At 59.1% G+C, this 26,765-nt stretch carries 38 protein-coding genes; 5 read left to right on the plus strand and 33 right to left on the minus strand.

From position 1 onward, the window contains the following. Window positions 1-2 precede the first annotated feature (2 nt). The 4 genes from BLV18_RS18220 (at window position 3) to BLV18_RS18235 (ending at window position 3,307) form a co-directional block, all read left to right on the plus strand. Window positions 3-722: an ABC transporter ATP-binding protein gene (locus tag BLV18_RS18220; RefSeq protein ID WP_090360660.1), complete on the plus strand. Its 720-nt coding sequence runs from the start codon at window positions 3-5 to the stop codon at window positions 720-722. Then, complete coding sequence (locus tag BLV18_RS18225) at window positions 722-1,987, plus strand: ABC transporter permease (RefSeq protein WP_090360663.1); 1,266 nt, start codon at window positions 722-724, stop codon at window positions 1,985-1,987. The genes BLV18_RS18220 and BLV18_RS18225 overlap by 1 nt, the downstream gene beginning before the upstream one ends. A gap of 11 nt (window positions 1,988-1,998) precedes the next feature. Beyond that, complete coding sequence (locus BLV18_RS18230) at window positions 1,999-2,514, plus strand: DUF3299 domain-containing protein (protein WP_090360666.1); 516 nt, start codon at window positions 1,999-2,001, stop codon at window positions 2,512-2,514. Window positions 2,515-2,608: 94 nt separating this feature from the next. Next, a complete protein-coding gene (locus tag BLV18_RS18235) occupies window positions 2,609-3,307 on the plus strand; it encodes an OmpW/AlkL family protein (protein WP_090360668.1) in 699 nt (232 codons plus the stop codon). 65 nt (window positions 3,308-3,372) lie between these two features. Here BLV18_RS18235 and BLV18_RS18240 read toward each other — a convergent pair whose 3' ends face one another. From BLV18_RS18240 to BLV18_RS18260, 5 genes are all read right to left on the minus strand, one after another. Next, a complete protein-coding gene (locus BLV18_RS18240) occupies window positions 3,373-4,302 on the minus strand; it encodes an NAD-dependent epimerase/dehydratase family protein (protein ID WP_090360671.1) in 930 nt (309 codons plus the stop codon). Next, on the minus strand, window positions 4,295-5,179 hold the full coding sequence (locus tag BLV18_RS18245; RefSeq protein WP_056843961.1) for a sugar nucleotide-binding protein: 885 nt from the start codon (window positions 5,177-5,179) through the stop codon (window positions 4,295-4,297). The genes BLV18_RS18240 and BLV18_RS18245 overlap by 8 nt, the downstream gene beginning before the upstream one ends. Window positions 5,180-5,340: 161 nt before the next feature. Continuing rightward, window positions 5,341-6,474, minus strand: a complete 1,134-nt coding sequence (locus BLV18_RS18250; RefSeq protein WP_167375956.1) for an acyltransferase family protein — start codon at window positions 6,472-6,474, stop codon at window positions 5,341-5,343. 292 nt (window positions 6,475-6,766) lie between these two features. Further along, the gene (locus tag BLV18_RS18255; RefSeq protein WP_043192553.1) at window positions 6,767-7,297 is read right to left on the minus strand and encodes a single-stranded DNA-binding protein; all 531 of its coding nucleotides are present in this window, start codon (window positions 7,295-7,297) and stop codon (window positions 6,767-6,769) included. Window positions 7,298-7,306: 9 nt separating this feature from the next. Continuing rightward, window positions 7,307-8,701 carry an MFS transporter gene (locus BLV18_RS18260; RefSeq protein WP_090360676.1) on the minus strand — a complete coding sequence of 465 codons (1,395 nt, stop codon included), beginning with the start codon at window positions 8,699-8,701 and terminating at the stop codon, window positions 7,307-7,309. 165 nt (window positions 8,702-8,866) lie between these two features. On the opposite strand from BLV18_RS18260, the gene uvrA reads away from it, so the two are divergent. After that, window positions 8,867-11,701 (plus strand): excinuclease ABC subunit UvrA, encoded by a 2,835-nt coding sequence (gene uvrA, locus BLV18_RS18265; protein WP_090360680.1) that lies wholly within the window; start codon window positions 8,867-8,869, stop codon window positions 11,699-11,701. Window positions 11,702-11,840: 139 nt separating this feature from the next. Here uvrA and bfr read toward each other — a convergent pair whose 3' ends face one another. From bfr to rplD, 28 genes are all read right to left on the minus strand, one after another. Next, complete coding sequence (gene bfr / locus BLV18_RS18270) at window positions 11,841-12,305, minus strand: bacterioferritin (protein WP_049860778.1); 465 nt, start codon at window positions 12,303-12,305, stop codon at window positions 11,841-11,843. A gap of 154 nt (window positions 12,306-12,459) precedes the next feature. Then, on the minus strand, window positions 12,460-13,908 hold the full coding sequence (locus BLV18_RS18275) for a catalase (RefSeq protein WP_090360682.1): 1,449 nt from the start codon (window positions 13,906-13,908) through the stop codon (window positions 12,460-12,462). Window positions 13,909-14,089: 181 nt separating this feature from the next. Then, on the minus strand, window positions 14,090-14,476 hold the full coding sequence (rplQ, locus tag BLV18_RS18280; RefSeq protein WP_043192543.1) for a 50S ribosomal protein L17: 387 nt from the start codon (window positions 14,474-14,476) through the stop codon (window positions 14,090-14,092). 42 nt (window positions 14,477-14,518) lie between these two features. After that, window positions 14,519-15,520, minus strand: coding sequence for a DNA-directed RNA polymerase subunit alpha (locus BLV18_RS18285; protein WP_007924176.1), 1,002 nt, complete (start codon window positions 15,518-15,520; stop codon window positions 14,519-14,521). A 22-nt stretch (window positions 15,521-15,542) separates the two neighbouring features. Then, the gene (gene rpsD / locus BLV18_RS18290; RefSeq protein ID WP_043192542.1) at window positions 15,543-16,163 is read right to left on the minus strand and encodes a 30S ribosomal protein S4; all 621 of its coding nucleotides are present in this window, start codon (window positions 16,161-16,163) and stop codon (window positions 15,543-15,545) included. Between the two features lie 18 nt (window positions 16,164-16,181). Further along, window positions 16,182-16,571 carry a 30S ribosomal protein S11 gene (gene rpsK, locus BLV18_RS18295; RefSeq protein WP_002555466.1) on the minus strand — a complete coding sequence of 130 codons (390 nt, stop codon included), beginning with the start codon at window positions 16,569-16,571 and terminating at the stop codon, window positions 16,182-16,184. Window positions 16,572-16,601: 30 nt separating this feature from the next. Beyond that, on the minus strand, window positions 16,602-16,958 hold the full coding sequence (gene rpsM, locus BLV18_RS18300) for a 30S ribosomal protein S13 (protein ID WP_008374135.1): 357 nt from the start codon (window positions 16,956-16,958) through the stop codon (window positions 16,602-16,604). Between the two features lie 129 nt (window positions 16,959-17,087). Beyond that, on the minus strand, window positions 17,088-17,204 hold the full coding sequence (gene rpmJ / locus BLV18_RS18305) for a 50S ribosomal protein L36 (RefSeq protein WP_002555468.1): 117 nt from the start codon (window positions 17,202-17,204) through the stop codon (window positions 17,088-17,090). 28 nt (window positions 17,205-17,232) lie between these two features. Next, on the minus strand, window positions 17,233-18,564 hold the full coding sequence (secY, locus tag BLV18_RS18310) for a preprotein translocase subunit SecY (RefSeq protein ID WP_043192540.1): 1,332 nt from the start codon (window positions 18,562-18,564) through the stop codon (window positions 17,233-17,235). Then, the gene (gene rplO, locus BLV18_RS18315; RefSeq protein WP_049860776.1) at window positions 18,565-18,999 is read right to left on the minus strand and encodes a 50S ribosomal protein L15; all 435 of its coding nucleotides are present in this window, start codon (window positions 18,997-18,999) and stop codon (window positions 18,565-18,567) included. Window positions 19,000-19,002: 3 nt separating this feature from the next. Next, window positions 19,003-19,179, minus strand: a complete 177-nt coding sequence (rpmD, locus tag BLV18_RS18320; RefSeq protein ID WP_003176408.1) for a 50S ribosomal protein L30 — start codon at window positions 19,177-19,179, stop codon at window positions 19,003-19,005. Between the two features lie 2 nt (window positions 19,180-19,181). Then, the gene (gene rpsE, locus BLV18_RS18325) at window positions 19,182-19,682 is read right to left on the minus strand and encodes a 30S ribosomal protein S5 (RefSeq protein ID WP_043192537.1); all 501 of its coding nucleotides are present in this window, start codon (window positions 19,680-19,682) and stop codon (window positions 19,182-19,184) included. Between the two features lie 3 nt (window positions 19,683-19,685). Beyond that, the gene (rplR, locus tag BLV18_RS18330; RefSeq protein ID WP_043192536.1) at window positions 19,686-20,036 is read right to left on the minus strand and encodes a 50S ribosomal protein L18; all 351 of its coding nucleotides are present in this window, start codon (window positions 20,034-20,036) and stop codon (window positions 19,686-19,688) included. 10 nt (window positions 20,037-20,046) lie between these two features. Next, window positions 20,047-20,580 (minus strand): 50S ribosomal protein L6, encoded by a 534-nt coding sequence (gene rplF, locus BLV18_RS18335; protein WP_043192535.1) that lies wholly within the window; start codon window positions 20,578-20,580, stop codon window positions 20,047-20,049. Window positions 20,581-20,592: 12 nt separating this feature from the next. Further along, window positions 20,593-20,985, minus strand: a complete 393-nt coding sequence (gene rpsH / locus BLV18_RS18340; RefSeq protein ID WP_043192534.1) for a 30S ribosomal protein S8 — start codon at window positions 20,983-20,985, stop codon at window positions 20,593-20,595. A gap of 212 nt (window positions 20,986-21,197) precedes the next feature. Further along, window positions 21,198-21,503 carry a 30S ribosomal protein S14 gene (rpsN, locus tag BLV18_RS18345; protein ID WP_049860775.1) on the minus strand — a complete coding sequence of 102 codons (306 nt, stop codon included), beginning with the start codon at window positions 21,501-21,503 and terminating at the stop codon, window positions 21,198-21,200. A 13-nt stretch (window positions 21,504-21,516) separates the two neighbouring features. Continuing rightward, complete coding sequence (rplE, locus tag BLV18_RS18350; RefSeq protein ID WP_049860774.1) at window positions 21,517-22,056, minus strand: 50S ribosomal protein L5; 540 nt, start codon at window positions 22,054-22,056, stop codon at window positions 21,517-21,519. 20 nt (window positions 22,057-22,076) lie between these two features. Beyond that, the gene (rplX, locus tag BLV18_RS18355) at window positions 22,077-22,391 is read right to left on the minus strand and encodes a 50S ribosomal protein L24 (RefSeq protein ID WP_049860773.1); all 315 of its coding nucleotides are present in this window, start codon (window positions 22,389-22,391) and stop codon (window positions 22,077-22,079) included. 11 nt (window positions 22,392-22,402) lie between these two features. After that, a complete protein-coding gene (rplN, locus tag BLV18_RS18360) occupies window positions 22,403-22,771 on the minus strand; it encodes a 50S ribosomal protein L14 (protein WP_003243907.1) in 369 nt (122 codons plus the stop codon). 23 nt (window positions 22,772-22,794) lie between these two features. Continuing rightward, window positions 22,795-23,061 carry a 30S ribosomal protein S17 gene (gene rpsQ, locus BLV18_RS18365; protein ID WP_043192528.1) on the minus strand — a complete coding sequence of 89 codons (267 nt, stop codon included), beginning with the start codon at window positions 23,059-23,061 and terminating at the stop codon, window positions 22,795-22,797. 2 nt (window positions 23,062-23,063) lie between these two features. After that, entirely contained in the window at window positions 23,064-23,255 is a 192-nt protein-coding gene (gene rpmC, locus BLV18_RS18370) for a 50S ribosomal protein L29 (RefSeq protein ID WP_002555481.1), read from the minus strand. Next, complete coding sequence (gene rplP, locus BLV18_RS18375) at window positions 23,255-23,668, minus strand: 50S ribosomal protein L16 (RefSeq protein WP_003176421.1); 414 nt, start codon at window positions 23,666-23,668, stop codon at window positions 23,255-23,257. The genes rpmC and rplP overlap by 1 nt, the downstream gene beginning before the upstream one ends. A gap of 12 nt (window positions 23,669-23,680) precedes the next feature. After that, window positions 23,681-24,367, minus strand: a complete 687-nt coding sequence (gene rpsC, locus BLV18_RS18380) for a 30S ribosomal protein S3 (RefSeq protein ID WP_003176422.1) — start codon at window positions 24,365-24,367, stop codon at window positions 23,681-23,683. A gap of 13 nt (window positions 24,368-24,380) precedes the next feature. Beyond that, window positions 24,381-24,713, minus strand: coding sequence for a 50S ribosomal protein L22 (gene rplV / locus BLV18_RS18385; RefSeq protein WP_003103908.1), 333 nt, complete (start codon window positions 24,711-24,713; stop codon window positions 24,381-24,383). 11 nt (window positions 24,714-24,724) lie between these two features. Next, complete coding sequence (rpsS, locus tag BLV18_RS18390; protein WP_002555486.1) at window positions 24,725-25,000, minus strand: 30S ribosomal protein S19; 276 nt, start codon at window positions 24,998-25,000, stop codon at window positions 24,725-24,727. A gap of 16 nt (window positions 25,001-25,016) precedes the next feature. Further along, window positions 25,017-25,841 (minus strand): 50S ribosomal protein L2, encoded by an 825-nt coding sequence (gene rplB / locus BLV18_RS18395; protein WP_043192523.1) that lies wholly within the window; start codon window positions 25,839-25,841, stop codon window positions 25,017-25,019. A gap of 14 nt (window positions 25,842-25,855) precedes the next feature. Then, window positions 25,856-26,155, minus strand: a complete 300-nt coding sequence (rplW, locus tag BLV18_RS18400) for a 50S ribosomal protein L23 (protein WP_002555488.1) — start codon at window positions 26,153-26,155, stop codon at window positions 25,856-25,858. Next, complete coding sequence (rplD, locus tag BLV18_RS18405; protein ID WP_043192522.1) at window positions 26,152-26,754, minus strand: 50S ribosomal protein L4; 603 nt, start codon at window positions 26,752-26,754, stop codon at window positions 26,152-26,154. The genes rplW and rplD overlap by 4 nt, the downstream gene beginning before the upstream one ends. Window positions 26,755-26,765: the final 11 nt, after the last annotated feature.

The raw sequence follows: 26,765 nt of genomic DNA on the forward strand, positions 1-26,765 counted from the left end.
CCATGAGCGATGCATTGATCGAGCTGGCCGAACTGGGCTTTGCCTGGCCCGGCCAAGCGATGTTGCTGGATATCCCCGCGTTCCGCCTGGAGCGTGGGGAAACCCTCTTTCTCAAAGGCCCCAGCGGCAGTGGCAAAACCACCCTGCTCGGCTTGCTCGGTGGCGTGCACAGCCCGCAACACGGCAGCGTCCACCTGCTCGGCCAGAACCTGAGCGAGCTGAGCTTCGCCGCCCGTGATCGGTTTCGCGTCGAGCACACCGGCTACATCTTCCAGCAATTCAACCTGCTGCCGTTCCTGTCGGTGCGCGAGAACGTGGAACTGCCCTGCCGCTTCTCCCGACGCCGCGCCGATCGTGCCGGGCAGCGCCATGGCAGTGTCGCCCAGGCGGCTACCCAACTGCTGGCCCATCTGGGACTGCGCGACCCGGACCTGCTCCAGCGTCGCGCCGACACCCTGTCCATCGGTCAGCAGCAAAGGGTCGCCGCCGCACGCGCGCTGATCGGCCAGCCCGAACTGGTGATCGCCGACGAGCCGACTTCGGCCCTGGACAGCGATGCCCGCGAAGCCTTCATCCAACTGCTGTTCGCCGAATGCCGCGCAGCGGGCTCGAGCCTGCTGTTCGTCAGTCACGATCAAAGCCTGGCCCCCTTGTTCGACCGTCATCTATCCCTGGCCGAGCTCAATCGCGCAGCGCGCCCTGCCTCATCCGAGGTATCTTGATGTACCTGCTTCGTCTTGCCCTGGCCAGCCTGGCCAATCGCCGCTTCACCGCATTTCTGACCGCCTTCGCCATTGCCCTGTCGGTGTGCCTGCTGCTGGCTGTGGAACGTGTGCGCCACGAAGCCCGCGCCAGCTTCGCCAGCACCGTCAGCGGTACCGACCTGATCGTCGGCGCCCGCTCCGGCTCGGTGAATCTGCTGCTCTACTCGGTGTTTCGCATCGGCAACGCCACCAACAACATCCGCTGGGACAGCTTCGAGCATTACGCCAGCAACCCGCAGGTCAAATGGGCCATCCCCATCTCGCTGGGTGACTCCCACCGCGGCTACCGGGTCATGGGCACCAACCAGAGTTATTTCGAGCACTATCAGTACGGCCGTCACCAGTCCCTGCAACTGGCCCAGGGCCGCGCCTTCCAGACCGATCCTTTCGAAGTCGTGCTCGGCGCGGAGGTAGCCGACGCCTTGCACTACAAACTTGGCGACAAACTGGTACTGGCCCACGGCGTGGCGGCCATCAGCCTGGTCAAGCACGACGACAAACCATTCACCGTCGTCGGCATCCTGGCGCGCACCGGCACGCCGGTCGATCGCACGCTGCACATCAGCCTGGGCGGCATGGAAGCCATCCACATCGACTGGAAAAACGGCGTACCGGCCCGCGGCGCCGGGCGAATCAGCGCCGACCAGGCGCGCAACATGGACCTGACACCCAGCGCCATCACCGCCTTCATGGTCGGCCTCAACAGCAAGATCGCCACCTTCGCCCTGCAACGCGACATCAACGACTTTCGCGGCGAACCCCTGATGGCGATTCTTCCCGGCGTCGCCCTGCAAGAGCTGTGGAGCCTGATGGGCACCGCGGAACAGGCCTTGTTCGTCATTTCGGTGTTCGTCGTGCTCACCGGTCTGATCGGCATGCTCACGGCGATCGTCACCAGCCTCAACGAGCGCCGCCGCGAGATGGCCATTCTGCGCTCGGTCGGCGCCCGTCCCTGGCACATCGCCGGCTTGCTGATTCTCGAAGCCTTCGCCCTGGCGCTGGTCGGGATCCTGGCCGGCATGGCATTGTTGTACCTGAGCATTGCCTGCGCCCAAGGCTACGTGCAATCCAACTACGGCTTGTATCTGCCCTTGAGCCTGCCCAGTGCCTATGAGTGGTCGTTGCTGGGCATTATCCTCGCAGCCGCCGTGGTCATGGGCGCGATACCGGCCTGGCGCGCCTACCGGCAATCCCTGGCCGACGGCCTGTCGATCCACCTGTGAGGATTCAACCTATGTTGCACGCGGTAATGGCGCTGTTGCTGCTGACCAGCCTGTCGCTGTCTGCGGCCGAGCTCAAGGAAGTCAGCTGGGAGGCACTGATCCCGCCGGATGCGCCCAAGCTGGTGCCGCAGATGACACCTATGCACGACCTGGCGCAGATGGGCACCGCGCTGGCCGAAGCCGGCCCCGCCGCCCATCAGCAGGCGCCGGACGCACCGGTGGTCCAGGCACTGGACGGTCAGCAGCTGCGCATCCCCGGCTACATCGTGCCGCTGGAGGTCAACGAGTCGGGACGGACCACCGAGTTTCTACTGGTGCCCTACTTCGGCGCCTGCATCCATGTGCCGCCCCCGCCGTCGAACCAGATCGTGCATGTGACCAGCGCCGTCGGGGTGAAGGTCGAAGAGCTCTACCAGCCTTACTGGATCGAAGGGCCGATGCAGGTCAAGGCCAGCACCAGCGAGCTGGCGCAGGCCGGCTACCAGATGGCTGCTGCGAAGATCTACCCCTACGAGCTGCCGGACTGAGCCATTGGCCTTTTATTGAGCCAGATCAAAAAACCGAGCCGATGCACTGACTACCATTGGGCGAATTTCCTTCGCACTGCCCAATGGAGCTCCCATGAACAAGTCCTTGCTCGGCGCCTCACTGATTGCCATGGCACTGGCAACTCCCCTGGCCCAGGCACACCAGGCCGGCGATCTGATCATCCGTGCCGGCGCCGCCACCACCGCCCCCAATGAGGACAGCGGGCAGCTCAAGCTGGACGGCGCCAAAGTCGCGGGCACCAAGGCCACCCTGGACAGCGACACCCAACTGGGCCTGGCCTTCGCCTACATGCTCACCGACCACGTCGGCATCGAGCTGCTGGCAGCCACGCCCTTCCAGCACACCGTGGGCGTACGCGGAGTCAGCGCTGCCACCGGCATCGCCGGGCTGGACGGGAAACTGGCGGACGTCAAGCAACTGCCTCCCACCCTGTCCCTGCAGTACTACCCACTGGCACCAACCTCACGCTTCCAGCCGTACGCGGGCGTGGGCATCAACTACACCCTGTTCTACGACGAAGACCTGAGCGGCGCGCGCAAGCAGCAAGGCTTCAACAACCTGAAGATTCAGGATTCGGTGGGCTTCGCCGGGCAACTGGGGTTCGACTACATGCTCAGCGAGCACATGATGGTCAACGCGTCGGTCTGGTACGTCGACATCGACACCAAGGCCAGCGTCGACGGCCCTACCGCGCTGGGCGTAGGCCGCACCAACGTCGACCTGGAAGTCGACCCGTGGGTGTACATGGTCGGTGTAGGCTACAAGTTCTAGACGCGCTTGCCGTCGCCCGCCCTTCGCCCGTTGCGGGCGTGGGCTGGCACGTGAAAGTGAAAAGCCTACAACCCGAGCAAGCGCCGCAGCCCTTCTTCCAGTGGGGTCACCGGCCCCAGCTCGAAGCGTTCCAGCAGTCGGGTATTGTCGGCCCGCGAATGACGGATATCGCCCCCCCTCGCCGGCCCATGGCTCACCGCCGGCAAACCACCCAGCACAGCCCCCAGCCCCGCCAGCAGTTGATTCAATGAAGTCGCCTGATTCAGCCCGACGTTCACCGGCCCCGCTTGCACGGTCGGCTGCTGCAACCCCTGCATCAGCAAGGTCACCAGATCGCCCACATAGAAGAAATCGCGGGTCTGCTCGCCATCGCCGAACAGGCTGATCGGTTGCCCGCGCTGCGCCCGCTCGCTGAAGATACTGATGACGCCCGAGTACGGCGAGGAAGGATCCTGCCGCGGCCCGTAGATATTGAAGAAGCGAAACACCACCGGCTCCAGCCCATGCTCGCGACGGTAGAAGTCCAGGTAGTACTCACTGGCCAGCTTGTCCGAGGCATAGGGCGTCAGGGGTGCCTTGGTGGTGTCTTCGCCAACCGCTTCGCCCTCGCCATTGTTGCCATACACCGCGGCGCTGGAAGCGAACAGCACACGCTTGACTCCTGCCAGGCGCATGGCCTCGCACAGGTTCAAGGTGCCGATGAAGTTGCTCTGATGGGTTTTCACCGGATCGTCCACCGAGGCCTGCACCGAAGCGACCGCCGCCAGGTGCACCACCGCCTTGCAGCCGCGCACCACCTGGGTCATCAGCGCGGCGTCGGCGACATCGCCCTCGATCAGTTCCAGCCGGGGGTTTTCCATCGGCAGGTTGCTGCGTTTGCCTGTGGACAAGTCATCGAGCACTCGCACCGAGTGACCGGCGGCCAACAACGCGTCGACCAGGTGGGAGCCAATGAAGCCGGCGCCGCCGGTGATCAGAATGGGTGTATCAACCATGTCGATAGTATCTGTCCAGAAGGCTCGGCAACCCCGAACGCCAGGCGCGCGGCTTGATGCCGAAAGTGTGCAAAATTTTCTTGCAGGCCAGTACCGCGTGTTGCGGTTCTTCCCCTGCATCGGGTCGCGCGGCGTGGGCCTGCGCGGTGGGCGCATCGATCGCCAGCGAATGCATCGTCTTGGCTTCGCTGATGATCGCCTGGCCCAGGGCCAGGGCGGTGGTCGCCTCGTTGCCGGCGTAGTGGTAGGTGCCCCACAGCGGCGCTTCACAGTCCAGCTGCTTGAGCACCGAGAGGATCACCCGTGCAGCATCGTCCACGGGGGTCGGATTGCCGCGTCGGTCATCGGCCAGAGGCAAGGGTTGCGGCAACTCGGCACGCCGCAGGTACCGGCCCAGTACGCCGTCGGCGCTGTCGTCCAGCAGCCAGCCGAAACGCAACAGCACATGCCGCGGGCAGGCCGCACGCACACTCTGCTCGATTCGCCACAGTGCCTGACCGCGCAGGCCCAGAGGCACCGGCTCGTCCTTTTCGCTATAGGCAGTGGCCCGCGAGCCATCGAACACACGATAGCTGGAAGGCTGCAACAGCACGATCTGATGCTCCTGGCATCGCTCGGCCAGACGCTCCACCGCGAGCTCCTGCTGGTCCAGGCGCGCCTGACTCACGGCATCGGCCTGAAACCAGTCGAAGTAGTACGCCAGGTTGATCAGCGCATCGGGGCGGGTTTCATCGAGCAGGTCGGTGAGGCTGGCCGCATCCCAACCAGCGTCCGGTGGACGTGGAGCCAGGAAGCCGATGCCCTCTTCCGCTCCAAGGCGAATCAGCGCATGCCCCAGGGCATTCCCACCGCCCAACAGCATAAGGCGCATTCGCATAGAGTCAGCAGGTCCGTTCAAATTGACAGTTCAGATTAACCGCAGGCGCGTGGTCGACGATCAAACCTTCGCCCGCACTCGAATCGAACAGCCATTTTGCGTTTTTCTGACGCTGACGTCACGCGCTATCAAAAAGAGGGGTTCGTGGCAGCGCCGCAGCCTCAGCCCGGCACGGCCTGCGCAGGCAATCGCTGCCCCAGTAAACGACGCCCCCACTTCTGTCCGTTGACCTCGATCAGGTGGTAGGTGACGAAGGAAATTCCGATCACGGCCAGCAATACCAGGCCCACGAGCAGGTTGTTGAGCCACGGATAACCGCTGTCCAGGTAACGGAAATCTCCGAACACTGGCGCCAGCGGCAATCCGGTCTTCTTCTCCAGCACCATGAACAGCAGGATCAACACACTCAAAATGATCACATGGGTCAGGTAGATCGAGTACGACAGCCGCCCCAGCAACTCGAACAGACGCGCCCTGAGCAGGCTGGAAACAATGCCGGCATCGAACGCATACAAGGTCACCGTCACGCAGAACAGCCCGCTGGCCAGCACGGCCTTGTTCGGGCTGTCGCTGCTCAAGGTCCACACAATCAAAGCGCCCGCCAGCATTTCCAGCAGCGATGCCACGCCAAACCCCAGCTGCACCCGTTGGCGCAGCGCTTCGAACACCTTGTAGCACAAGGCACCAGCGAAGAAGCAGGTCAGCCCCTTGTAGGCCAGCGCGGTAAACGGCCCCGACCCGCTGTACAGCATCGCCACGGCGACGATGACGATTCCCGCCCACACCAGCACCCGCCGCGCCGATGTGCACAGCACCACCGCGGCGAAAATCAGATACATGTAGTACTCGATGCTGATGCTCCAGGAGGGGTAGTTGAACGACATGTTCTCGGTCAACGGCGTCCATGCCTGGATCAGCAACAGGTTTGGCAGGATCTGCGAAGGCGCATACATGCCGGTGAACGGCTCCTTGTTGAAGGTGACCCCCTGCTGCGCCGCGCCCCACTTCACGAACTCGAAGACGATGAACACTCCCAGCAGGCACACATGCAGTGGCGCCAGCCGAAACGTACGCAGAATGAAGAACCGCCGCAGGTCCAGATCGTGCCGCGCACCATAGGCATGAGTGATCACGAACCCGCTGAGCACGAAGAAAAAGTCGACGAACAGATCGGCACTGCGAAAGAACGCCAGTTCGGTCAGGCTGCCCACCACATGCAGGTGGTACAACACCACCGCCAATGCGCAGATGCCGCGAAGACTGTCGAGCGCATGAAAGCGATGACCTGATGCCATGGAATGATTCCGTTCGAAGGGGTGTATCGGCTGCAGGCAATGCGCTGTAAGCGACAGCACGTGGGCAACAGGACGCGAAGTTTCGAAAAAGCTTAGTGAAGCGACATTGCCGCGGCAAGAGAATACGCGATGCATACATTTATATTTTGCCGCTGCAAAAACAGCTGAAAAACTGACGCCAAATCAGGCTGCGAAGGCTGATTGCAAGCCGCGACCTCGCCTGCTTTTTGGCGAGCAACAAAAAGCCCCGCTGCCGGATGGCAGCGGGGCTTTTTCGGTTCAAGCGGGCAGCTTAGAACGGAATATCATCATCAAAGCTGTCAAAGTCCGGAGCCGGTTGCTGCGCCGGCTGCTGCTGGGCAGGCGGAGCCGAACGCTGCTGCGGTGCCGACTGCTGTGGACGCGGCGCCTGCTGGCGTGGGGCCGGTGCCGACTGCTGGTAGTTGTTGCCACCGCCGCCCTGCTGGTCATTGTTCTGCGGACGGCCGCCCAGCAGCTGCATGGTGCCCTGCATGTCGACGATGATCTCGGTGGTGTACCGCTTGATACCGTCCTTTTCCCACTCGCGGGTCTGCAGCTTGCCTTCGATGTACACCTGCGAGCCTTTGCGCAGGTACTCACCGGCGATCTCCGCGACCTTGCCGAACATCGACACACGGTGCCATTCGGTGCGCTCGACCTTCTGGCCGCTCTGCTTGTCGGTCCACTGCTCGCTGGTGGCCAGGCTCAGGTTGGTGACCGCGTTGCCGTTGGGCAGGTAGCGAACTTCCGGATCCTGACCACAGGTGCCGACCAAAATGACTTTGTTAACCCCACGGGCCATATCGTTCTCCTAGGCTTCGCACGCAGTCGGCGCTGGGTTGACCAGGCGCTCGAGGGCGGTGCGATCCAAAATTTCTTTGTCCAATTTGATATAGATGGCGGCCTCTTCGGCCACCACCACCGCATCTGTTACACCGGGCACGGTTTTCAACCGCTCGGCCAATCCCGTCTCGCGCATCGCTTGGGGCGAAAGCGGCAAGCGCAGACTGGTCACGTAGGGTGGTTCGCGCATAGTAACAGCTATGGCCAGCCACAGGGCGCACAGCGCCGCGCATCCGATGAAGACCACACCCAGGCCACCGTGCTGGAACAGCCAGCCACCCAGGATGCCGCCCATGGCCGACCCCAGGAATTGACTAGTGGAATACACCCCCATGGCCGTCCCCTTGCCACCGGCCGGCGAAACCTTGCTGATCAACGAAGGCAGCGACGCCTCAAGCAGGTTGAACGCGGTGAAGAACACCACCGTACCGATCACCAGCGCCTTGAGACCGTCGCCGAACGCCCAGAAGAACAGCTCCACCAGCATCAGGGTTGCCACCGCGCCCAGCAGAACACGCTTCATCTTGCGCTTCTTTTCGCCGTAGATGATGAACGGAATCATTGCGAAAAAAGATACGACCAGCGCCGTCAGGTAAACCCACCAATGCTGCTCCTTGGGCAACCCGGCGCGCTCCACCAGCGCCAGCGGCAAGGCGACGAAGCTGGCCATCAGGATCGAGTGGAGGACGAAGATGCCCAAGTCCAGGCGCAGCAGATCGGGGTGCTTGAGCGTGGCCAGCATCTCGCCCCGGGCCACGCCGGACTCGCGATGCCGAGTATGGGCCGTTGCCTTGGGCACGACGAAGGCCACCAGCGCGATGCCAACCAGAGCCAGCACACCGGTCGCCAGGAACAGCCCATGCAGGCCGAAGGCGCGGGTCAGCAGCGGCCCGACCACCATCGCCACGGCGAAGGACACACCGATGCTCATGCCAATCATGGCCATCGCCTTGGTGCGGTTCTGCTCGCGAGTCAGGTCCGAGAGCAGAGCCATGACCGCCGCCGATATCGCGCCGGCACCCTGCAGGATGCGTCCGGCGATCACCCCCCAGATGGAATCGGCCTGGGCCGCGACCACGCTGCCGATGGCGAAGATCACCAAGCCGCCGTAGATCACCGGGCGACGGCCGATGCGGTCGGAAATAACGCCGAAAGGGATTTGCAGAAAGGCTTGAGTCAAGCCATAGGCGCCGATCGCCAGACCGATCAAGGCCGGGGTGGCACCTGCCAGGTCCATGCCATAGGTCGCCAGTACCGGCAAGACCATGAACATGCCCAGCATGCGGAAAGCGAACACCAGGGCCAACCCGCTGGCTGCGCGGGTTTCACCGCTGCTCATGCGTTCGCTGTGGGGATCGTGCATGGATAAACCTCGTGTGAACCGGTGACGATTCTACCAGTCCCACCCATTAACGGCACAGATGGCGACGCTATGACGCGCCTTCTTCATCTTTGCGCGCACGCACCGTGCGGTGCCATTGACAAGCCCCGTATACTCAACTGTTTACGCCCGCCGCGCGAGGCCGCCTTGGACAAGATTCTGGTACGTGGGGCTCGAACCCACAATTTGAAAAACATCGACCTGACCCTGCCCCGTGACAAACTGATCGTCATCACCGGGCTGTCGGGTTCAGGCAAATCCTCCCTGGCTTTCGACACCCTCTACGCCGAAGGCCAACGCCGCTACGTCGAATCGCTGTCGGCCTATGCCCGGCAGTTCCTGTCGATGATGGAAAAGCCCGACGTCGACACCATCGAAGGTCTGTCGCCGGCCATTTCCATCGAACAGAAGTCGACGTCGCACAACCCCCGCTCCACCGTCGGCACCATCACCGAGATCTACGACTACCTGCGCCTGCTCTACGCCCGCGTAGGGACGCCGCGCTGCCCGGATCACGACATCCCGCTGGAAGCCCAGACCGTCAGCCAGATGGTCGACCTGGTCCTGGCCCAGCCCGAGGGCGCACGGCTGATGCTGCTGGCCCCGGTCATCCGTGAGCGCAAGGGCGAACACCTGGCCATTTTCGAAGAGCTGCGCGCCCAAGGCTTCGTCCGCGCACGCATCAACGGCAAGCTTTACGAGATGGACGAACTGCCCAAGCTCGACAAGCAGAAGAAGCACACCATCGAAGTCGTCGTGGACCGCTTCAAGGTCCGTTCCGACTTGCAGCAACGTCTGGCCGAATCGTTCGAAACCGCCCTGAAGCTGGCCGATGGCATCGCTCTGGTCGCCTCGATGGATGACGACGCGTTCGAAGAGATCATCTTCTCCGCACGTTTCGCCTGCCCGATCTGCGGACATGCGATCAGCGAGCTGGAACCCAAGCTGTTCTCCTTCAACAACCCGGCCGGTGCCTGCCCGACCTGCGATGGCCTGGGCGTGAAGCAGTTCTTCGACAACAAGCGTCTGGTAAACGGCGAGCTGACCCTGGCCGAGGGCGCGATCCGCGGCTGGGACAGGCGCAACGTCTATTACTTCCAGATGCTCGGCTCGCTCGCCAGCCATTACCAGTTCAGCCTGGACGTGCCGTTCAATGAACTGCCAGCCGACCAGCAGAAAGTCATTCTCACCGGCAGCGGCACCCACAATGTCGACTTCCGCTACCTGAATGACCGGGGCGATATCGTCAAGCGTTCGCACCCCTTCGAGGGCATCGTGCCCAACCTCGAGCGCCGCTACCGCGAAACCGAATCGGCCAGCGTGCGTGAAGAGCTCGCCAAATTCCTCAGCACCCAGCCTTGCCCCGACTGCCGTGGCACTCGCCTGCGCCGCGAGGCACGTCACGTATGGGTGGGCGAGAAAACCCTGCCTGCCGTCACGGGTCTGCCGATCGGCGATGCCACCGATTATTTCGGCAGCCTCAGCCTGACCGGTCGCAAGGGTGAAATCGCCGACAAGATCCTCAAGGAAATCCGCGAGCGTCTGCAGTTCCTCGTCAACGTAGGCCTGGACTACCTGACCCTGGACCGCAGCGCCGACACCCTGTCCGGCGGCGAGGCCCAGCGCATCCGCCTGGCCAGCCAGATCGGCGCGGGCCTGGTGGGCGTCATGTACATCCTCGACGAGCCGTCCATCGGTCTGCACCAACGCGACAACGACCGCCTGCTGGGTACCCTCAAGCACCTGCGCGACATCGGTAATACCGTGATTGTCGTCGAGCATGACGAAGATGCCATTCGCCTCGCCGACTACGTGGTCGATATTGGCCCAGGCGCCGGCGTCCACGGTGGTCACATCGTCGCCCAGGGCACCGCACAGGAGGTCATGGACCATCCCGACTCACTGACGGGCAAGTACCTGTCCGGCCGCGTGAAGATTGCCGTGCCTGCCAAGCGCACACCGCGCAACAAGAAGCTCGCCCTGACCCTCAAGGGCGCCCGCGGCAACAACTTGCGCAATGTCGATCTGGAGATCCCGATCGGCCTGCTCACCTGCGTGACCGGCGTGTCCGGCTCGGGTAAGTCGACGCTGATCAACAACACCCTGTTCCCCTTCAGTGCAACCGCCCTGAATGGCGCCACCACGCTGGAAGCGTCTGCACACGACAGCATCAATGGCCTGCAGCACCTGGACAAGGTCGTGGACATCGATCAAAGCCCGATCGGACGTACCCCACGCTCCAACCCGGCCACCTACACCGGGCTGTTCACGCCGATCCGTGAACTGTTCGCCGGGGTTCCCGAGTCGCGTTCACGCGGCTATGGACCGGGCCGATTCTCCTTCAACGTCAAGGGCGGACGCTGTGAAGCCTGCCAGGGCGACGGCTTGATCAAGGTCGAAATGCACTTCCTGCCAGACATCTACGTGCCGTGCGACGTCTGCAAGAGCAAGCGCTACAACCGCGAGACCTTGGAGATCAAGTACAAGGGCAAGAACATCCACGAAACACTCGAAATGACCATCGAGGAAGCACGGGAGTTCTTCGACGCCGTACCGGCGCTTGCCCGCAAATTGCAGACGCTGATGGACGTGGGCCTTTCCTACATCAAGCTGGGCCAGTCGGCGACCACGCTGTCCGGTGGCGAGGCGCAGCGGGTCAAGCTGTCGCGCGAGCTGTCCAAGCGCGACACGGGCAAAACCCTCTACATCCTCGACGAACCCACCACAGGCCTGCATTTTGCCGACATCCAGCAATTGCTCGACGTGCTGCATCGTCTGCGCGACCACGGCAATACTGTGGTGGTGATCGAGCATAACCTGGACGTCATCAAGACGGCCGACTGGCTGGTCGACCTGGGTCCGGAAGGCGGATCCAAAGGTGGCCAGATCATCGCCGTCGGCACCCCGGAGCAGGTCGCCGAGATGAAGCAGTCCTATACCGGCCACTACCTCAAGCCCCTGCTGGAACGCGACAAAGCCTGAAACCAAAAAGCCCCGCGCAAGCGGGGCTTTTCTCAACACAAATCCCTGTATCAGCAGCGCGACCCCTGTAGCAGTGGCGCAAGCCGCGTCAGCGATCTCTACATTCCACCCGCCGAATCAAACCACAGCCTGCCATCGATCAAAACTGCGACTGCAGATAATTCTCCAGCCCAATCGACTTGATCAGTCCCTGCTGCTTTTCCAACCAATACGTATGGTCTTCCTCGGTATCCGCCAACTGCACGCGCAGAATGTCGCGGGTCACGTAGTCATTGTGCTGCTCGCACAACTCGATCCCCTTGCACAGCGCAGCGCGCACCTTGTATTCCAGACGCAGATCGGCTGCGATCATGCTCGGCACATCGGTCCCGACTTCGAGATCGTCCGGGCGCATGCGCGGCGTGCCTTCGAGCATCAGGATGCGGCGCATCAAGGCGTCAGCATGACCCGCCTCTTCTTCCATTTCATGATTGATGCGCTCGAAGAGCTTGGCGAAGCCCCAGTCCTCGTACATCCGCGAGTGGATGAAATACTGGTCACGGGCAGCCAGCTCGCCAGTGAGCAAAGTATTGAGGTAATCGATTACGTCCGGGTGGCCTTGCATCGCCGTAGATCTCCTAGCAGAAAGGCATAGTTTGAACCAAGGTCGCGGATACGTCACGGCCTGCGGTGCAGAAATACGCTAAAAAGCAGAGAAAAAGTGACGAAATAAAGCGAAAAACCGCCCAAATGAGGGCGGTTCTTTTTATCACTTAGGTTCAGCCGAGCTGGATGCCTAATGCTTTGGCGATGCCATTACCGTAGGCTTCATCCGCATGGTAGAAGTGCTGCAATTGACGCTCTACCACGTCCGCGCTCACACCCATCATCGCACCGGCGATGTTGTCGATCAGCAGCGCCTGCTGCTCGGCACTCATCAAGCGGAACAGAGCACCAGCCTGGCTGTAGTAGTCCGCGTCCACGCGATGATCGAAGCGATCCGCATCGCCATGCAAGGCCAAGGCAGGTTCGCGGTACTGAGGCGCTTGCTTGGGCGCATCTGCATAGCTGTTCGGCTCGTAGTTGGGTGCTGCCCCGCCATTGCTGCCAAAGGCCATGGAACCGTCTCGCTGGTACGAATGAACCGGGCTGCGCGGCGCGTTCACCGGCAGTTGCTGGTGATTGGTCCCGACGCGATAGCGGTGGGCATCGGCGTAAGCGAACACACGACCCTGCAGCATACGGTCAGGTGACAGCCCTACACCGGGTACCATGTTGCTCGGGCCAAACGTCGCCTGCTCAACCTCGGCAAAGTAGTTCAGCGGATTACGGTTCAATTCCAGCATGCCCACCTCGATCAACGGGAACTCCTTCTGCGACCAGGTCTTGGTCACGTCGAAGGGATTCTCGTGATGATGGTTAGCCTGGTCCTCGCTCATGATCTGCATGCATACGCGCCACTTGGGGTAATCCCCACGCTCGATCGCATCGAACAGATCGCGCTGAGCGTAATCCGGATCGGTGCCGGCGATACGGGCAGCGTCGGCAGGCGCCAGGTTCTTGATCCCCTGAGCCGTCTTGTAGTGCCACTTGACCCAGTGCCGCTCGCCCTTTGCGTTGATCAGGCTGTAAGTATGGCTACCGAAGCCGTGCATGTGGCGATAGCCATCAGGAATACCCCGATCCGAGAACAGGATGGTGACCTGATGCAACGACTCAGGCGAATGCGACCAGAAGTCCCACATCATCTGCGCGCTTTTCAGATTGCTCTGAGGCAAACGCTTCTGTGTGTGGATAAAGTCTGGAAACTTCATCGGATCACGAATGAAGAACACTGGCGTGTTATTGCCTACGATGTCCCAGTTGCCTTCCTCAGTGTAGAACTTGAGCGCGAAACCACGCGGGTCGCGCTCGGTATCTGCCGAACCACGCTCGCCACCCACGGTGGAGAACCGCAAGAAGGTTTCGGTCTGCTTGCCCACCGCGCTGAACAGCTTGGCGCTGGAGTATTCGGTGATGTCCCGAGTAACGGTAAAGGTACCGTACGCGCCCGAACCTTTGGCATGCACGCGGCGTTCTGGAATGTTCTCACGGTTGAAGTGCGCGAGCTTTTCAATCAGATGGAAATCGTCCAGCAACAAGGGACCACGAGGTCCCGCTGAGCGGGAATTCTGGTTGTCGGCGACAGGTGCGCCGCTGGCAGTGGTGAGGATCTTGCTCTGGCTCATGGACGATGTTCCTTGGTCTGGCTTGCTGTGTAGGTGCCGACTTGAGCGGCTTGAAGCAAGTATCCGAGAAACCTATCCATAGCACTAATCGGGAAATTATCTTTAGCCGATAGATTTTGGCTAACGACCAGGCATAAAAAAACCGGGCCAGGGCCCGGTTTTTCAGAACAGACTTTTCGTCTTATTCGGCAGCTTCAACCGAGCCACCGACAGGACGATCAACCAGCTCGACGTACGCCATAGGTGCGTTATCGCCAGCACGGAAGCCGCACTTGAGGATACGCAGGTAGCCGCCCTGACGGGTTGCATAGCGCTTGCCCAGATCGTTGAACAGCTTACCAACCATTTCTTTCGAGCGAGTACGGTCGAAAGCGAGACGGCGGTTTGCAACGCTGTCTACCTTGGCCAGAGTGATCAGCGGCTCGGCAACGCGGCGCAGTTCCTTGGCTTTCGGCAGGGTAGTCTTGATCAGCTCGTGCTCGAACAGCGACACCGCCATGTTCTGAAACATGGCCTTGCGGTGCGAGCTGGTACGGCTCAGGTGACGTCCACTTTTACGATGACGCATGGTTCATTCCTTACCAAACACTACGTTCGGTGATTACGACGATCAGGCAGTCGCCTTGTCGTCCTTCTTAAGACTTGCAGGCGGCCAGTTGTCGAGGCGCATGCCGAGGGACAGACCGCGGGAGGCCAGAACGTCCTTGATTTCGGTCAAGGATTTCTTGCCCAGGTTCGGAGTCTTCAACAGTTCTACTTCGGTACGCTGAATCAGGTCGCCGATGTAGTAAATGTTTTCCGCCTTAAGGCAGTTAGCCGAACGTACAGTCAGTTCCAGATCGTCAACCGGGCGAAGCAGGATCGGATCGATCTCGTCTTCTTGCTCGATTACCACAGGCTCGCTGTCACCTTTGAGATCGACGAACGCAGCCAGCTGCTGTTGCAGGATGGTTGCAGCGCGACGGATAGCCTCTTCAGGATCCAGGGTACCGTTGGTTTCCAGATCAATAACCAGCTTGTCCAGGTTGGTGCGCTGCTCGACACGGGCGTTTTCCACCACGTATGCGATACGACGTACCGGGCTGAACGAAGAGTCGAGCTGCAAGCGACCAATGCTGCGGCTTTCGTCTTCATCGCTTTGACGCGAGTCGGCCGGTTCATAACCACGACCACGAGCTACGACGAGCTTCATGTTCAGGGCGCCGTTAGACGCCAGGTTAGCGATTACGTGATCGGGATTAACGATCTCGACATCATGATCCAGCTGAATATCGGCAGCGGTAACCACCCCCGAACCCTTTTTCGACAAGGTCAGCGTAACTTCGTCACGACCGTGCAGCTTGATAGCCAGGCCTTTCAGGTTCAACAGGATTTCAATGACGTCTTCCTGTACACCTTCGATGGCGCTGTACTCGTGGAGTACACCGTCAATCTCGGCCTCGACTACTGCGCAGCCGGGCATTGAGGACAACAGGATGCGTCGCAGCGCGTTGCCCAGGGTATGGCCGAAACCACGCTCGAGAGGCTCGAGAGTGATTTTGGCGCGGGTTGGACTGACGACCTGCACATCAATGTGGCGGGGCGTCAGGAACTCATTTACCGAAATCTGCATGGATGCACCTATTTTCTAGCCCTTACTTGGAGTAGAGCTCGACAATCAGGCTTTCGTTGATGTCGGCGGACAGATCACTGCGAGCAGGAACGTTCTTGAAAACGCCCGACTTCTTCTCAGTGTCTACTTCTACCCATTCTACGCGGCCACGTTGGGCACACAGATCGAGAGCTTGGACAATGCGAAGCTGGTTTTTTGCTTTCTCGCGAATCGCGACCACGTCACCAGCACGAACCTGGTAGGACGGAACGTTAACGGTCTTGCCGTTGACGCTGACGGACTTGTGCGATACCAACTGACGGGATTCGGCACGAGTCGAGCCGAAGCCCATACGGTATACGACGTTGTCCAGACGGCATTCGAGCAGTTGCAGCAGGTTCTCGCCGGTTGCGCCTTTCTTGCCGGCAGCTTCCTTGTAGTAACCGCTGAACTGACGCTCGAGAACGCCATAGATACGACGGACTTTCTGCTTTTCACGCAGCTGGGTGCCGTAGTCGGACTGGCGGCCACGGCGCTGACCGTGGATACCTGGGGCTGCTTCGATATTGCACTTCGATTCCAGGGCGCGAACGCCGCTTTTCAGGAACAGGTCAGTGCCTTCACGACGAGCCAGTTTGCATTTTGGACCAATGTAACGAGCCATTATCTATCGTCTCCTGAATTACACGCGGCGCTTCTTCGGCGGACGGCACCCGTTATGCGGGATTGGCGTCACGTCGGTGATGCTGGCGATCTTATAGCCACAGCCGTTCAATGCACGGACAGCGGACTCACGACCTGGACCTGGACCCTTGACGTTGACGTCGAGGTTCTTCAGGCCATATTCCAGCGCAGCTTGACCAGCACGCTCAGCAGCCACCTGGGCAGCGAACGGGGTGGACTTGCGAGAACCGCGGAAACCCGAACCGCCGGAAGTAGCCCAGGACAGGGCGTTACCTTGACGATCGGTAATGGTCACGATGGTGTTGTTGAAAGACGCGTGGATGTGGGCGATGCCATCAACCACTGTCTTTTTGACTTTCTTACGAGGACGAGCAGCAGGTTTTGCCATGACTAGATTCCTGTCGATTCGCTGGTGCGATTACTTGCGGATCGGCTTACGCGGACCTTTACGGGTACGCGCGTTGGTCTTGGTACGCTGACCGCGTACTGGCAGACCACGACGATGACGAAGACCGCGGTAGCAGCCCAGATCCATCAAGCGCTTGATTTTCATGTTGATTTCGCGGCGCAGATCACCTTCGGTGGTGAACTTCGCCACTTCGCCACGCAGCTGTTCAATCTGCTCGTCGCTCAGATCCTTGATCTTTGCGGCTGGGTTGACCCCAGTGTCTGCACAGATTTTCTGTGCAGTAGTGCGACCAACACCATAGATGTAGGTCAGCGAGATAACAGTGTGCTTGTTATCTGGAATGTTGACGCCTGCAATACGGGCCATTCAGTGGGACTCCAATTGACAGCTACCTACGCCCCGGAAGCCAAGAAATAGGGCGCGAGATAATATCGCTGTAATAACAAATAATCAACCCGGCAGCGCACTAGCTGCCGGGCTTGTAGCACATCACAGTCAGCCTTGGCGCTGTTTGTGACGCGGCTCTGCGCTGCAAATGACTCGAACGACGCCTTCGCGACGAATGATTTTGCAGTTACGGCACAGCTTTTTCACCGATGCACGAACTTTCATTGCCAACTCCTCGAACCTTAAGGGACTGTCAGCGCAGCAGACCGCTGCCACCGTAGCCTTTCAGGTTGGCTTTCTTCATCAGGGATTCGTACTGGTGCGAAACGAGGTGCGATTGTACTTGGGACATAAAGTCCATCACAACCACTACCACAATCAGCAACGAGGTCCCGCCAAGGTAGAACGGAACGTTTGCAGCCACCACCAGAAACTGTGGAAGCAAGCAGACGCACATCATGTACAGGGCACCGAACATGGTCAAACGAGTCAGAACGCCATCAATGTAGCGCGCTGACTGTTCGCCTGGACGAATACCCGGAATAAAGGCACCGGACTTCTTCAGGTTTTCCGCTACGTCTTTCGGATTGAACATCAACGCCGTATAGAAGAAGCAGAAGAAAATGATCCCTGCACTAAACAGCAGAATGTTCAACGGCTGACCAGGAGCGATCGACTGCGAGACGTCCTGCAACCAGCCCATACCTTCGGACTGACCGAACCAGGAGCCCAGCGAAGCCGGGAACAGCAAGATGCTGCTCGCGAAAATGGCAGGAATCACACCGGCCATGTTCACTTTCAGCGGCAAGTGGCTCGTCTGCGCAGCGAAGACCTTGCGGCCCTGCTGACGCTTGGCATAGTGAACGGCGATTCGCCGCTGACCACGCTCGATGAACACCACGAAACCGATAATCGCTACCGCCAGCAGACCGATTGCAACCAGCGCGAAGATGTTGATGTCGCCCTGACGCGCAGACTCGAAAGACTGCCCTATCGCTCTCGGAAGACCAGCAACGATACCCGCGAAGATCAACATCGAGATACCGTTACCCACACCACGCTCAGTAATCTGCTCACCCAGCCACATCATGAACATGGCGCCCGCCACGAAAGTGGAGACCGCCACGAAATAGAAACTGAAGCTTGCAGTGAACGCCACACCCTGGTTGGCCAGGCCGATCGACATGCCGATCGCCTGCACCAGGGCCAGGATGACGGTGCCATAGCGGGTGTACTGGCTGATCTTGCGACGGCCAGCTTCACCTTCCTTCTTCAACTGCTCCAGCTGCGGGCTCACGGCGGTCATCAGCTGCATGATGATCGATGCCGAAATGTACGGCATGATCCCCAGTGCAAAGATGCTCATCCGTTCCAGCGCGCCGCCGGAAAACATGTTGAACAAGCTAAGAATGGTCCCCTCATTCTGTCGAAACAGGTCTGCGAGTCGGTCCGGGTTGATACCTGGAACCGGGATGTGTGCGCCAATTCTGTAGACGATGATCGCCAGGAACAGAAAACGCAGACGAGCCCAGAGTTCAGACATACCGCCCTTGCCTAGCGCTGAGAGAGCACCTTGCTTAGCCATTTATTCCTCGAACTTGCCGCCAGCTGCTTCGATAGCCGCACGCGCACCTTTGGTGGCGGCGATACCCTGGATGGTTACAGCGCGAGTCACTTCGCCCGACAGCATGATTTTCACACGCTGAACGTTCTGGTTGATCACGTTGGCATCCTTCAGGGACTGCACGGAGACGATGTCGCCTTCCACTTTGGCCAGCTCGGACAGACGCACTTCTGCGCGGTCCATGGCTTTCAGGGAAACGAAACCGAACTTCGGCAGGCGACGATGCAGCGGCTGTTGACCGCCTTCAAAGCCTGGAGCGATGGTGCCACCGGAGCGGGAGGTCTGACCTTTGTGGCCACGGCCGCCGGTCTTGCCCAAACCACTACCGATACCACGACCCGGACGGTGCTTTTCGCGACGCGAACCGGGAGCTGGACTCAGATCATTGAGTTTCATCGATTAACCCTCTACGCGAAGCATGTAGTAGGCCTTGTTGATCATCCCGCGATTCTCGGGAGTATCCTGGACTTCTACAGTGTGACCGATGCGACGCAGACCCAGACCCTTAACGCACAGCTTGTGGTTAGGGATACGGCCGGTCATGCTTTTGATCAGCGTAACTTTTACGGTAGCCATGATCAGATGATCTCCTCAACGTTCAGACCGCGCTTGGCGGCGATGGACGACGGGGACTGCATGGCTTTCAGACCCTTGAACGTAGCGTGAACCACGTTGACGGGGTTGGTGGAGCCGTAGCACTTGGCCAGAACGTTCTGGACACCAGCGACTTCGAGAACGGCACGCATTGCGCCGCCAGCGATGATACCGGTACCTTCCGAAGCAGGCTGCATGTATACCTTCGAAGCGCCGTGGGCGGACTTCATGGCGTACTGCAAGGTGGTCCCGTTCAGGTCCACTTGAATCATGTTGCGACGAGCTGCTTCCATAGCTTTCTGGATGGCAGCAGGCACTTCACGAGACTTGCCACGGCCGAAGCCAACACGGCCCTTGCCATCACCTACCACGGTCAACGCGGTGAAGGTGAAGATACGGCCGCCTTTGACGGTCTTGGCAACGCGGTTAACTTGAACCAGCTTCTCGATGTAGCCTTCGTCGCGCTTTTGGTCGTTATTTGACATAACTTAGAACTCCAGCCCAGCTTCACGAGCGCCATCGGCCAGCGCTTTGACGCGACCGTGGTACTTGAAGCCAGAGCGGTCGAAAGCCACCTGCGAGACGCCAGCGGCCTTAGCACGCGAAGCGACCAGCTGGCCAACCTTAGTGGCCGCGTCAATGTTGCCAGTGGCACCATCACGCAATTCTTTGTCCAAAGTCGAGGCACTTGCCAGGACCTTGCTGCCGTCGGCCGAGATGACCTGGGCATAGATGTGCTGCGAAGAGCGGAACACGCAGAGACGCACGACTTCGAGTTCGTGCATTTTCAGGCGTGCTTTGCGAGCGCGACGCAGTCGAGTAACTTTTTTGTCGGTCATTTGCTATGCCCTACTTCTTCTTGGCTTCTTTACGGCGGACGACTTCGTCTGCGTAACGTACACCTTTGCCTTTGTAAGGCTCTGGCGGACGGAAATCGCGGATTTCAGCGGCCACTTGACCCACCAGCTGCTTGTCGATGCCCTTGATCAGGATATCGGTCTGGCTAGGAGTCTCAGCGGTGATGCCTTGCGGCAACTCGTAATCCACCGGATGAGAGAAGCCCAGCGACAGGTTCAGCACTGTGCCTTTTGCTTGTGCCTTATAGCCAACACCGACCAGCTGGAGCTTGCGCTCGAAGCCTTGGCTTACGCCCTGGACCATGTTGTTGACCAAAGCGCGAGTGGTACCGGCCATTGCACGGGTCTGCTGATCGCCATTCTTGGCAGCGAAACGCAGTTCGCCAGCCTCTTCAACGATTTCAACCGACGAGTGAACGTTCAGTTCCAGAGTGCCCTTGGCACCCTTCACCGAAAGCTGTTGGCCGGCGAATTTGACTTCGACACCAGCTGGCAGCTTAACGGGGTTCTTAGCGACGCGAGACATGCTTATCCCCCCTTAGAACACTGTGCAAAGTACTTCGCCGCCGACACCGGCAGCGCGCGCAGCACGATCCGTCATCACACCTTTGTTGGTGGAGACGATGGATACGCCGAGACCGCCACGAACTTTTGGCAGATCTTCAACGGATTTGTACTGACGCAGGCCTGGACGACTTACGCGCTTGACTTCCTCGATGACCGGACGGCCTTCGAAGTATTTCAGCTCGATGGAAAGCGACGGTTTTGCTTCGCTGCTTACCTGAAAACCCGCGATGTAACCTTCGTCCTTCAGAACTTTGGCCACAGCTACCTTCAACGTGGAAGATGGCATGCTTACGACGGACTTTTCAGCCATCTGGGCATTACGGATTCGAGTTAGCATGTCCGCTAACGGGTCCTGCATACTCATGGGCTAGACGCTCCTGATACAAAAATAATTAGCCTTGCGGCTACAACGTCGCCGAGCGTGTGATCCGGTCCAAAAACCCGGGCTCAGGCGAGCCGGCAATTCTAGACGCACGCCAGAAATGAATCAAGCCCCATAAGGGGCTTGATTCAATCGCCATGACACCGGCGGTCGGTTGATTGCTCAATTTTCCGCCGGCACCAGGCCGGTCTGACTTACCAGCTGGCTTTAACCAGACCTGGTACGTCACCGCGCATGGCGGCCTGGCGCAGCATGTTACGGCCGAGGCCGAACTTGCGGTATACGCCATGTGGACGACCAGTCAGGCGGCAGCGGTTACGCATGCGCGAGGCGCTTGCGTCACGTGGCTGCTTCTGCAGAGCTACGGAAGCATTCCAGCGCTCTTCTTCACTTGCGTTCAGATCAACGATGATAGCTTTCAGCTCAGCACGCTTCTTGGCGTATTTAGCTACCGTCAGCTGACGCTTCAGCTCACGGTTCTTCATGCTCTTCTTGGCCATTTTCCTACTCCAATCAGTTGCGGAACGGGAAGTTGAAAGCACGCAGCAAGGCGCGACCTTCTTCATCCGAACGAGCAGTGGTGGTCAGGGTAATGTCCAGACCGCGCAGAGCATCGATCTTGTCGTAATCGATTTCCGGGAAAATGATCTGCTCTTTCACGCCCATGCTGTAGTTGCCACGACCATCGAAGGACTTGGCATTCAGGCCGCGGAAGTCGCGTACCCGAGGCAGGGAGATCGCCAGCAGGCGGTCCAGGAATTCGTACATCTTTTCGCGACGCAAGGTCACCTTGACACCGATCGGCCAGCCTTCACGGACTTTGAAGCCCGCGATGGATTTACGAGCGAAGGTCACAACGGCTTTTTGGCCGGTGATCTTCTCGATGTCGGCTACAGCGTGCTCGATGACTTTCTTGTCGCCGATCGCTTCGCCCAGGCCCATGTTCAGGGTGATCTTAGTAACGCGCGGAACTTCCATCACGTTCGCCAGCTTAAGTTCTTCCTTAAGCTTGGGAGCGATTTCCTTCCGGTAAATCTCTTTCAGTCGTGCCATGGTCTTCTACCTAGCAGTGTTCAAGCATCAACCGCTTTTTGGGTCGACTTGAAGACACGAATTTTTTTGCCTTCTTCTACTTTGAAACCAACGCGGTCAGCCTTGTTGGTTTCGCCGTTGAAAATGGCGACGTTGGAAGCGTGCAGAGGCGCTTCTTTCTCGACGATACCGCCCTGTACGCCCGACATCGGGTTAGGCTTGGTATGACGCTTCACCAGGTTGACCCCACCAACGACCAGACGGTCGTCAGCGAGAACCTTGAGCACCTTACCGCGCTTGCCTTTGTCTTTGCCGGCGATCACGATGATCTCGTCGTCACGACGAATCTTTTGCATGTCGGATCTCCTTACAGCACTTCTGGGGCGAGCGAGACGATCTTCATGAACTTCTCAGAGCGAAGTTCACGGGTCACTGGCCCAAAGATACGGGTGCCGATTGGCTCTTGCTTGTTGTTCAAAAGAACAGCAGCGTTGCCATCGAAGCGGATGATGGAGCCGTCAGCACGACGAACGCCGTGGCGAGTGCGGACTACAACAGCAGTCATCACTTGACCCTTCTTCACCTTGCCACGAGGAATCGCTTCCTTCACGGTCACCTTGATGATGTCGCCGATCCCAGCGTACCGGCGGTGCGAGCCGCCCAGTACCTTGATGCACATGACGCGACGAGCGCCGCTGTTATCGGCCACATCGAGCATGGATTGAGTCTGAATCATAGAATTTCTCCGACCCCTAGCCCTTAGACTTCAACAGCGCGTTCGAGAACGTCAACCAGTGCCCAGGACTTGGTCTTGGCCAGCGGACGGGTTTCACGAATAGTGACCTTGTCGCCGATCTTGCACTGGTTGGTTTCGTCGTGAGCGTGCAGCTTAGTCGAACGCTTAACGTATTTACCGTAGATCGGGTGCTTTACGCGACGCTCGATCAATACGGTGATGGTTTTGTCCATCTTGTCGCTGACCACACGGCCAGTCAGCGTACGGACGGTTTTTTCGGCTTCAGCCATGATCACTTACCTGCCTGCTGGTTGAGCACAGTTTTCACGCGAGCGATGTCGCGCTTCACTTGCGAGAGCAGGTGAGACTGCCCCAACTGGCCAGTTGCTTTCTGCATGCGCAGATTGAACTGGTCGCGCAGCAAGCCGAGCAGTTGCTCGTTCAGTTGCTGTGCTGATTTTTCACGAAGTTCATTCGCTTTCATCACATCACCGTCCGCTTAACAAAGGAGGTGGCGAGAGGCAGCTTTGCAGCCGCCAAGGCGAAAGCCTCACGCGCCAGCTCTTCGGAAACACCCTCGATTTCATACAGGACTTTGCCTGGCTGAATCTGGGCAACCCAATATTCCACGTTACCCTTACCTTTACCCATACGAACTTCGAGGGGCTTTTTGGAGATAGGCTTGTCCGGGAATACACGGATCCAGATCTTGCCGCCACGTTTTACGTGACGGGTCAGAGCACGACGCGCTGACTCGATCTGACGAGCGGTGAGACGACCACGAGCTACAGACTTCAGCGCGAACTCGCCGAAGCTGACTTTGCTACCGCGCTGAGCCAGACCACGGTTGTGGCCAGTCATCTGCTTGCGGAACTTCGTACGCTTAGGTTGCAACATTTGGCGTACCCCTTACTTAGCAGCTTTTTTACGAGGCGCAGGTGCTTGTGGTTTCAGTTCTTCTTGGCGACCACCGATTACTTCGCCTTTGAAAATCCAAACCTTCACACCGATCACACCGTAGGTGGTGTGAGCTTCGTAGTTGGCATAGTCGATGTCGGCACGCAGGGTGTGCAATGGCACACGACCTTCGCGATACCATTCAGTACGTGCGATTTCAGCACCGCCGAGACGACCGCTCACTTGGATCTTGATGCCTTTGGCACCAATGCGCATGGCGTTCTGTACGGCGCGCTTCATGGCGCGACGGAACATCACACGACGCTCCAGCTGCTGAGCTACGCTCTGCGCAACCAGCATACCGTCGAGCTCCGGCTTGCGGATCTCTTCGATATTGATGTGCACAGGCACACCCATTTGCTTGGTCAGGTCCTGACGCAGCTTCTCAACGTCCTCACCTTTCTTCCCGATGACGATACCAGGACGAGCGGTGTGAATGGTGATGCGTGCAGTTTGGGCCGGACGATGGATATCGATACGGCTTACGGACGCGCTTTTTAGTTTGTCTTGGAGATACTCACGCACCTTCAGATCTGCGAACAAGTAGTCCGCATAAGTCCGACCGTCTGCGTACCAGACGGAGGTGTGCTCCTTGACGATTCCCAGGCGAATGCCAATGGGATGTACTTTCTGACCCATCTGATCGACTCCGTTACTTGTCAGCAACCTTGACAGTGATATGGCAAGACCGCTTGACGATGCGATCAGCCCGGCCTTTGGCACGAGGCATGATGCGCTTCAGCGAACGCCCTTCGTTGACGAAAACGGTGCTGACCTTCAGGTCATCAACGTCTGCGCCTTCGTTGTGCTCGGCGTTGGCTACGGCCGACTCCAGCACTTTCTTCATGATTTCCGCGGCTTTTTTACTGCTAAAAGCCAGCAGGTTGAGCGCTTCGCCCACCTTCTTCCCGCGGATCTGGTCGGCGACCAAGCGGGCTTTCTGGGCGGAGATTCGAGCGCCCGACAACTTAGCGGCTACTTCCATTTCCTTACCCCTTAACGCTTGGCTTTCTTGTCAGCCACGTGCCCGCGATATGTACGGGTACCGGCGAACTCGCCCAGTTTGTGGCCGACCATGTCTTCGTTCACGAGAACGGGGACGTGCTGACGACCGTTGTGTACTGCGATGGTCAGACCGACCATTTGTGGCAGGATCATCGAACGACGCGACCAGGTCTTAACTGGTTTGCGATCGTTCTTTTCCGCCGCCACTTCGATCTTCTTCAGTAGGTGAAGATCAATAAAAGGACCTTTTTTCAGAGAACGTGGCACTGTCGTATCCCTCTATTTACTTGCGACGACGGACGATCATTTTGTCGGTACGCTTATTACCACGAGTCTTCGCGCCCTTAGTCGGGAAGCCCCATGGCGATACCGGATGACGACCACCGGAGGTACGACCTTCACCACCACCATGTGGGTGGTCAACCGGGTTCATGGCAACACCACGAACGGTTGGGCGAACGCCACGCCAGCGTTTGGCACCGGCTTTACCCAGCGAGCGCAGGCTGTGCTCGGAGTTCGAAACCTCACCCAGCGTTGCACGGCACTCGGACAGCACTTTACGCATTTCGCCCGAACGCAGGCGCAGGGTCACATAGACACCTTCACGAGCGATCAGCTGAGCCGAAGCACCAGCGGAGCGAGCGATCTGAGCACCCTTGCCCGGCTTCAGTTCGATGCCGTGGATGGTGCTACCAACCGGGATGTTGCGCAGCTGCAGCGAGTTGCCTGGCTTGATTGGTGCCAGAGCACCTGCAATCAGCTGGTCGCCAGCGCTCACGCCTTTCGGTGCGAGGATGTAGCGACGCTCGCCGTCTGCGTACAGAACCAGAGCGATGTGAGCAGTACGGTTAGGATCGTATTCGATACGCTCGACAGTGGCGGTGATGCCATCTTTGTCGTTGCGACGGAAGTCGATCATGCGGTAATGCTGCTTGTGACCACCACCGATGTGACGGGTGGTAATACGGCCATTGTTGTTACGACCACCAGACTTCGATTTTTTCTCGAGCAGCGGTGCGTGAGGAGCGCCTTTATGCAGCTCCTGGTTGACCACCTTGACCACGAAACGGCGGCCAGGGGAAGTCGGTTTGCATTTAACGATTGCCATGATGCACCCCTTCCTTACTCAGCACTGCTGCTGAAATCGAGATCTTGGCCTGGCTGAAGGGAGATAACCGCCTTCTTCCAGTCATTACGCTTGCCCAGACCGCGAGCAGTGCGCTTGCTTTTACCCAGTACGTTCAGGGTAGTAACACGCTCTACTTTCACGCTGAACAGGCTTTCGACGGCCTTCTTGATTTCCAGCTTGGTTGCGTCGGTAGCAACCTTGAAAACGAACTGACCTTTCTTGTCTGCCAGAACCGTAGCCTTCTCGGAAACGTGCGGGCCAAGCAGAACTTTAAATACGCGTTCCTGGTTCATCCCAGCAGCTCCTCGAATTTCTTCACGGCCGACACGGTGATCAACACCTTGTCGTATGCGATCAGACTAACTGGGTCGGAACCTTGAACGTCACGTACATCGACGTGCGGCAGGTTGCGAGCAGCCAGGTACAGGTTCTCGTCGACGGAGTCCGATACGATCAGAACGTCGGTGAGGCCCATGCCATTCAGCTTGCCCAGCAGGTCTTTGGTTTTCGGTGCTTCGACAGCGAAGTCCTGAACCACGACCAGACGATCGGTACGCACCAGCTCAGCAAGGATGGAGCGCAGTGCTGCGCGATACATCTTCTTGTTCAGCTTCTGGGTGTGATCCTGAGGACGAGCTGCGAAAGTGGTACCACCGCCACGCCAGATTGGGCTACGGATAGTACCGGCACGCGCGCGGCCAGTACCCTTTTGACGCCAAGGGCGCTTACCGCCACCACGAACGTCGGAACGGGTCTTCTGCTGCTTGCTGCCCTGACGACCGCCAGCCATGTAGGCCACGACTGCCTGGTGCACCAGCGTCTCGTTGAACTCGCCGCCGAAAGTCAGTTCGGAAACTTCGATCGCCTGAGCGTCATTTACATTTAATTGCATTTTCGCTTCCC

This window comes from Pseudomonas coleopterorum (assembly GCF_900105555.1).
Taxonomy (GTDB): Bacteria; Pseudomonadota; Gammaproteobacteria; order Pseudomonadales; family Pseudomonadaceae; genus Aquipseudomonas; species Aquipseudomonas coleopterorum.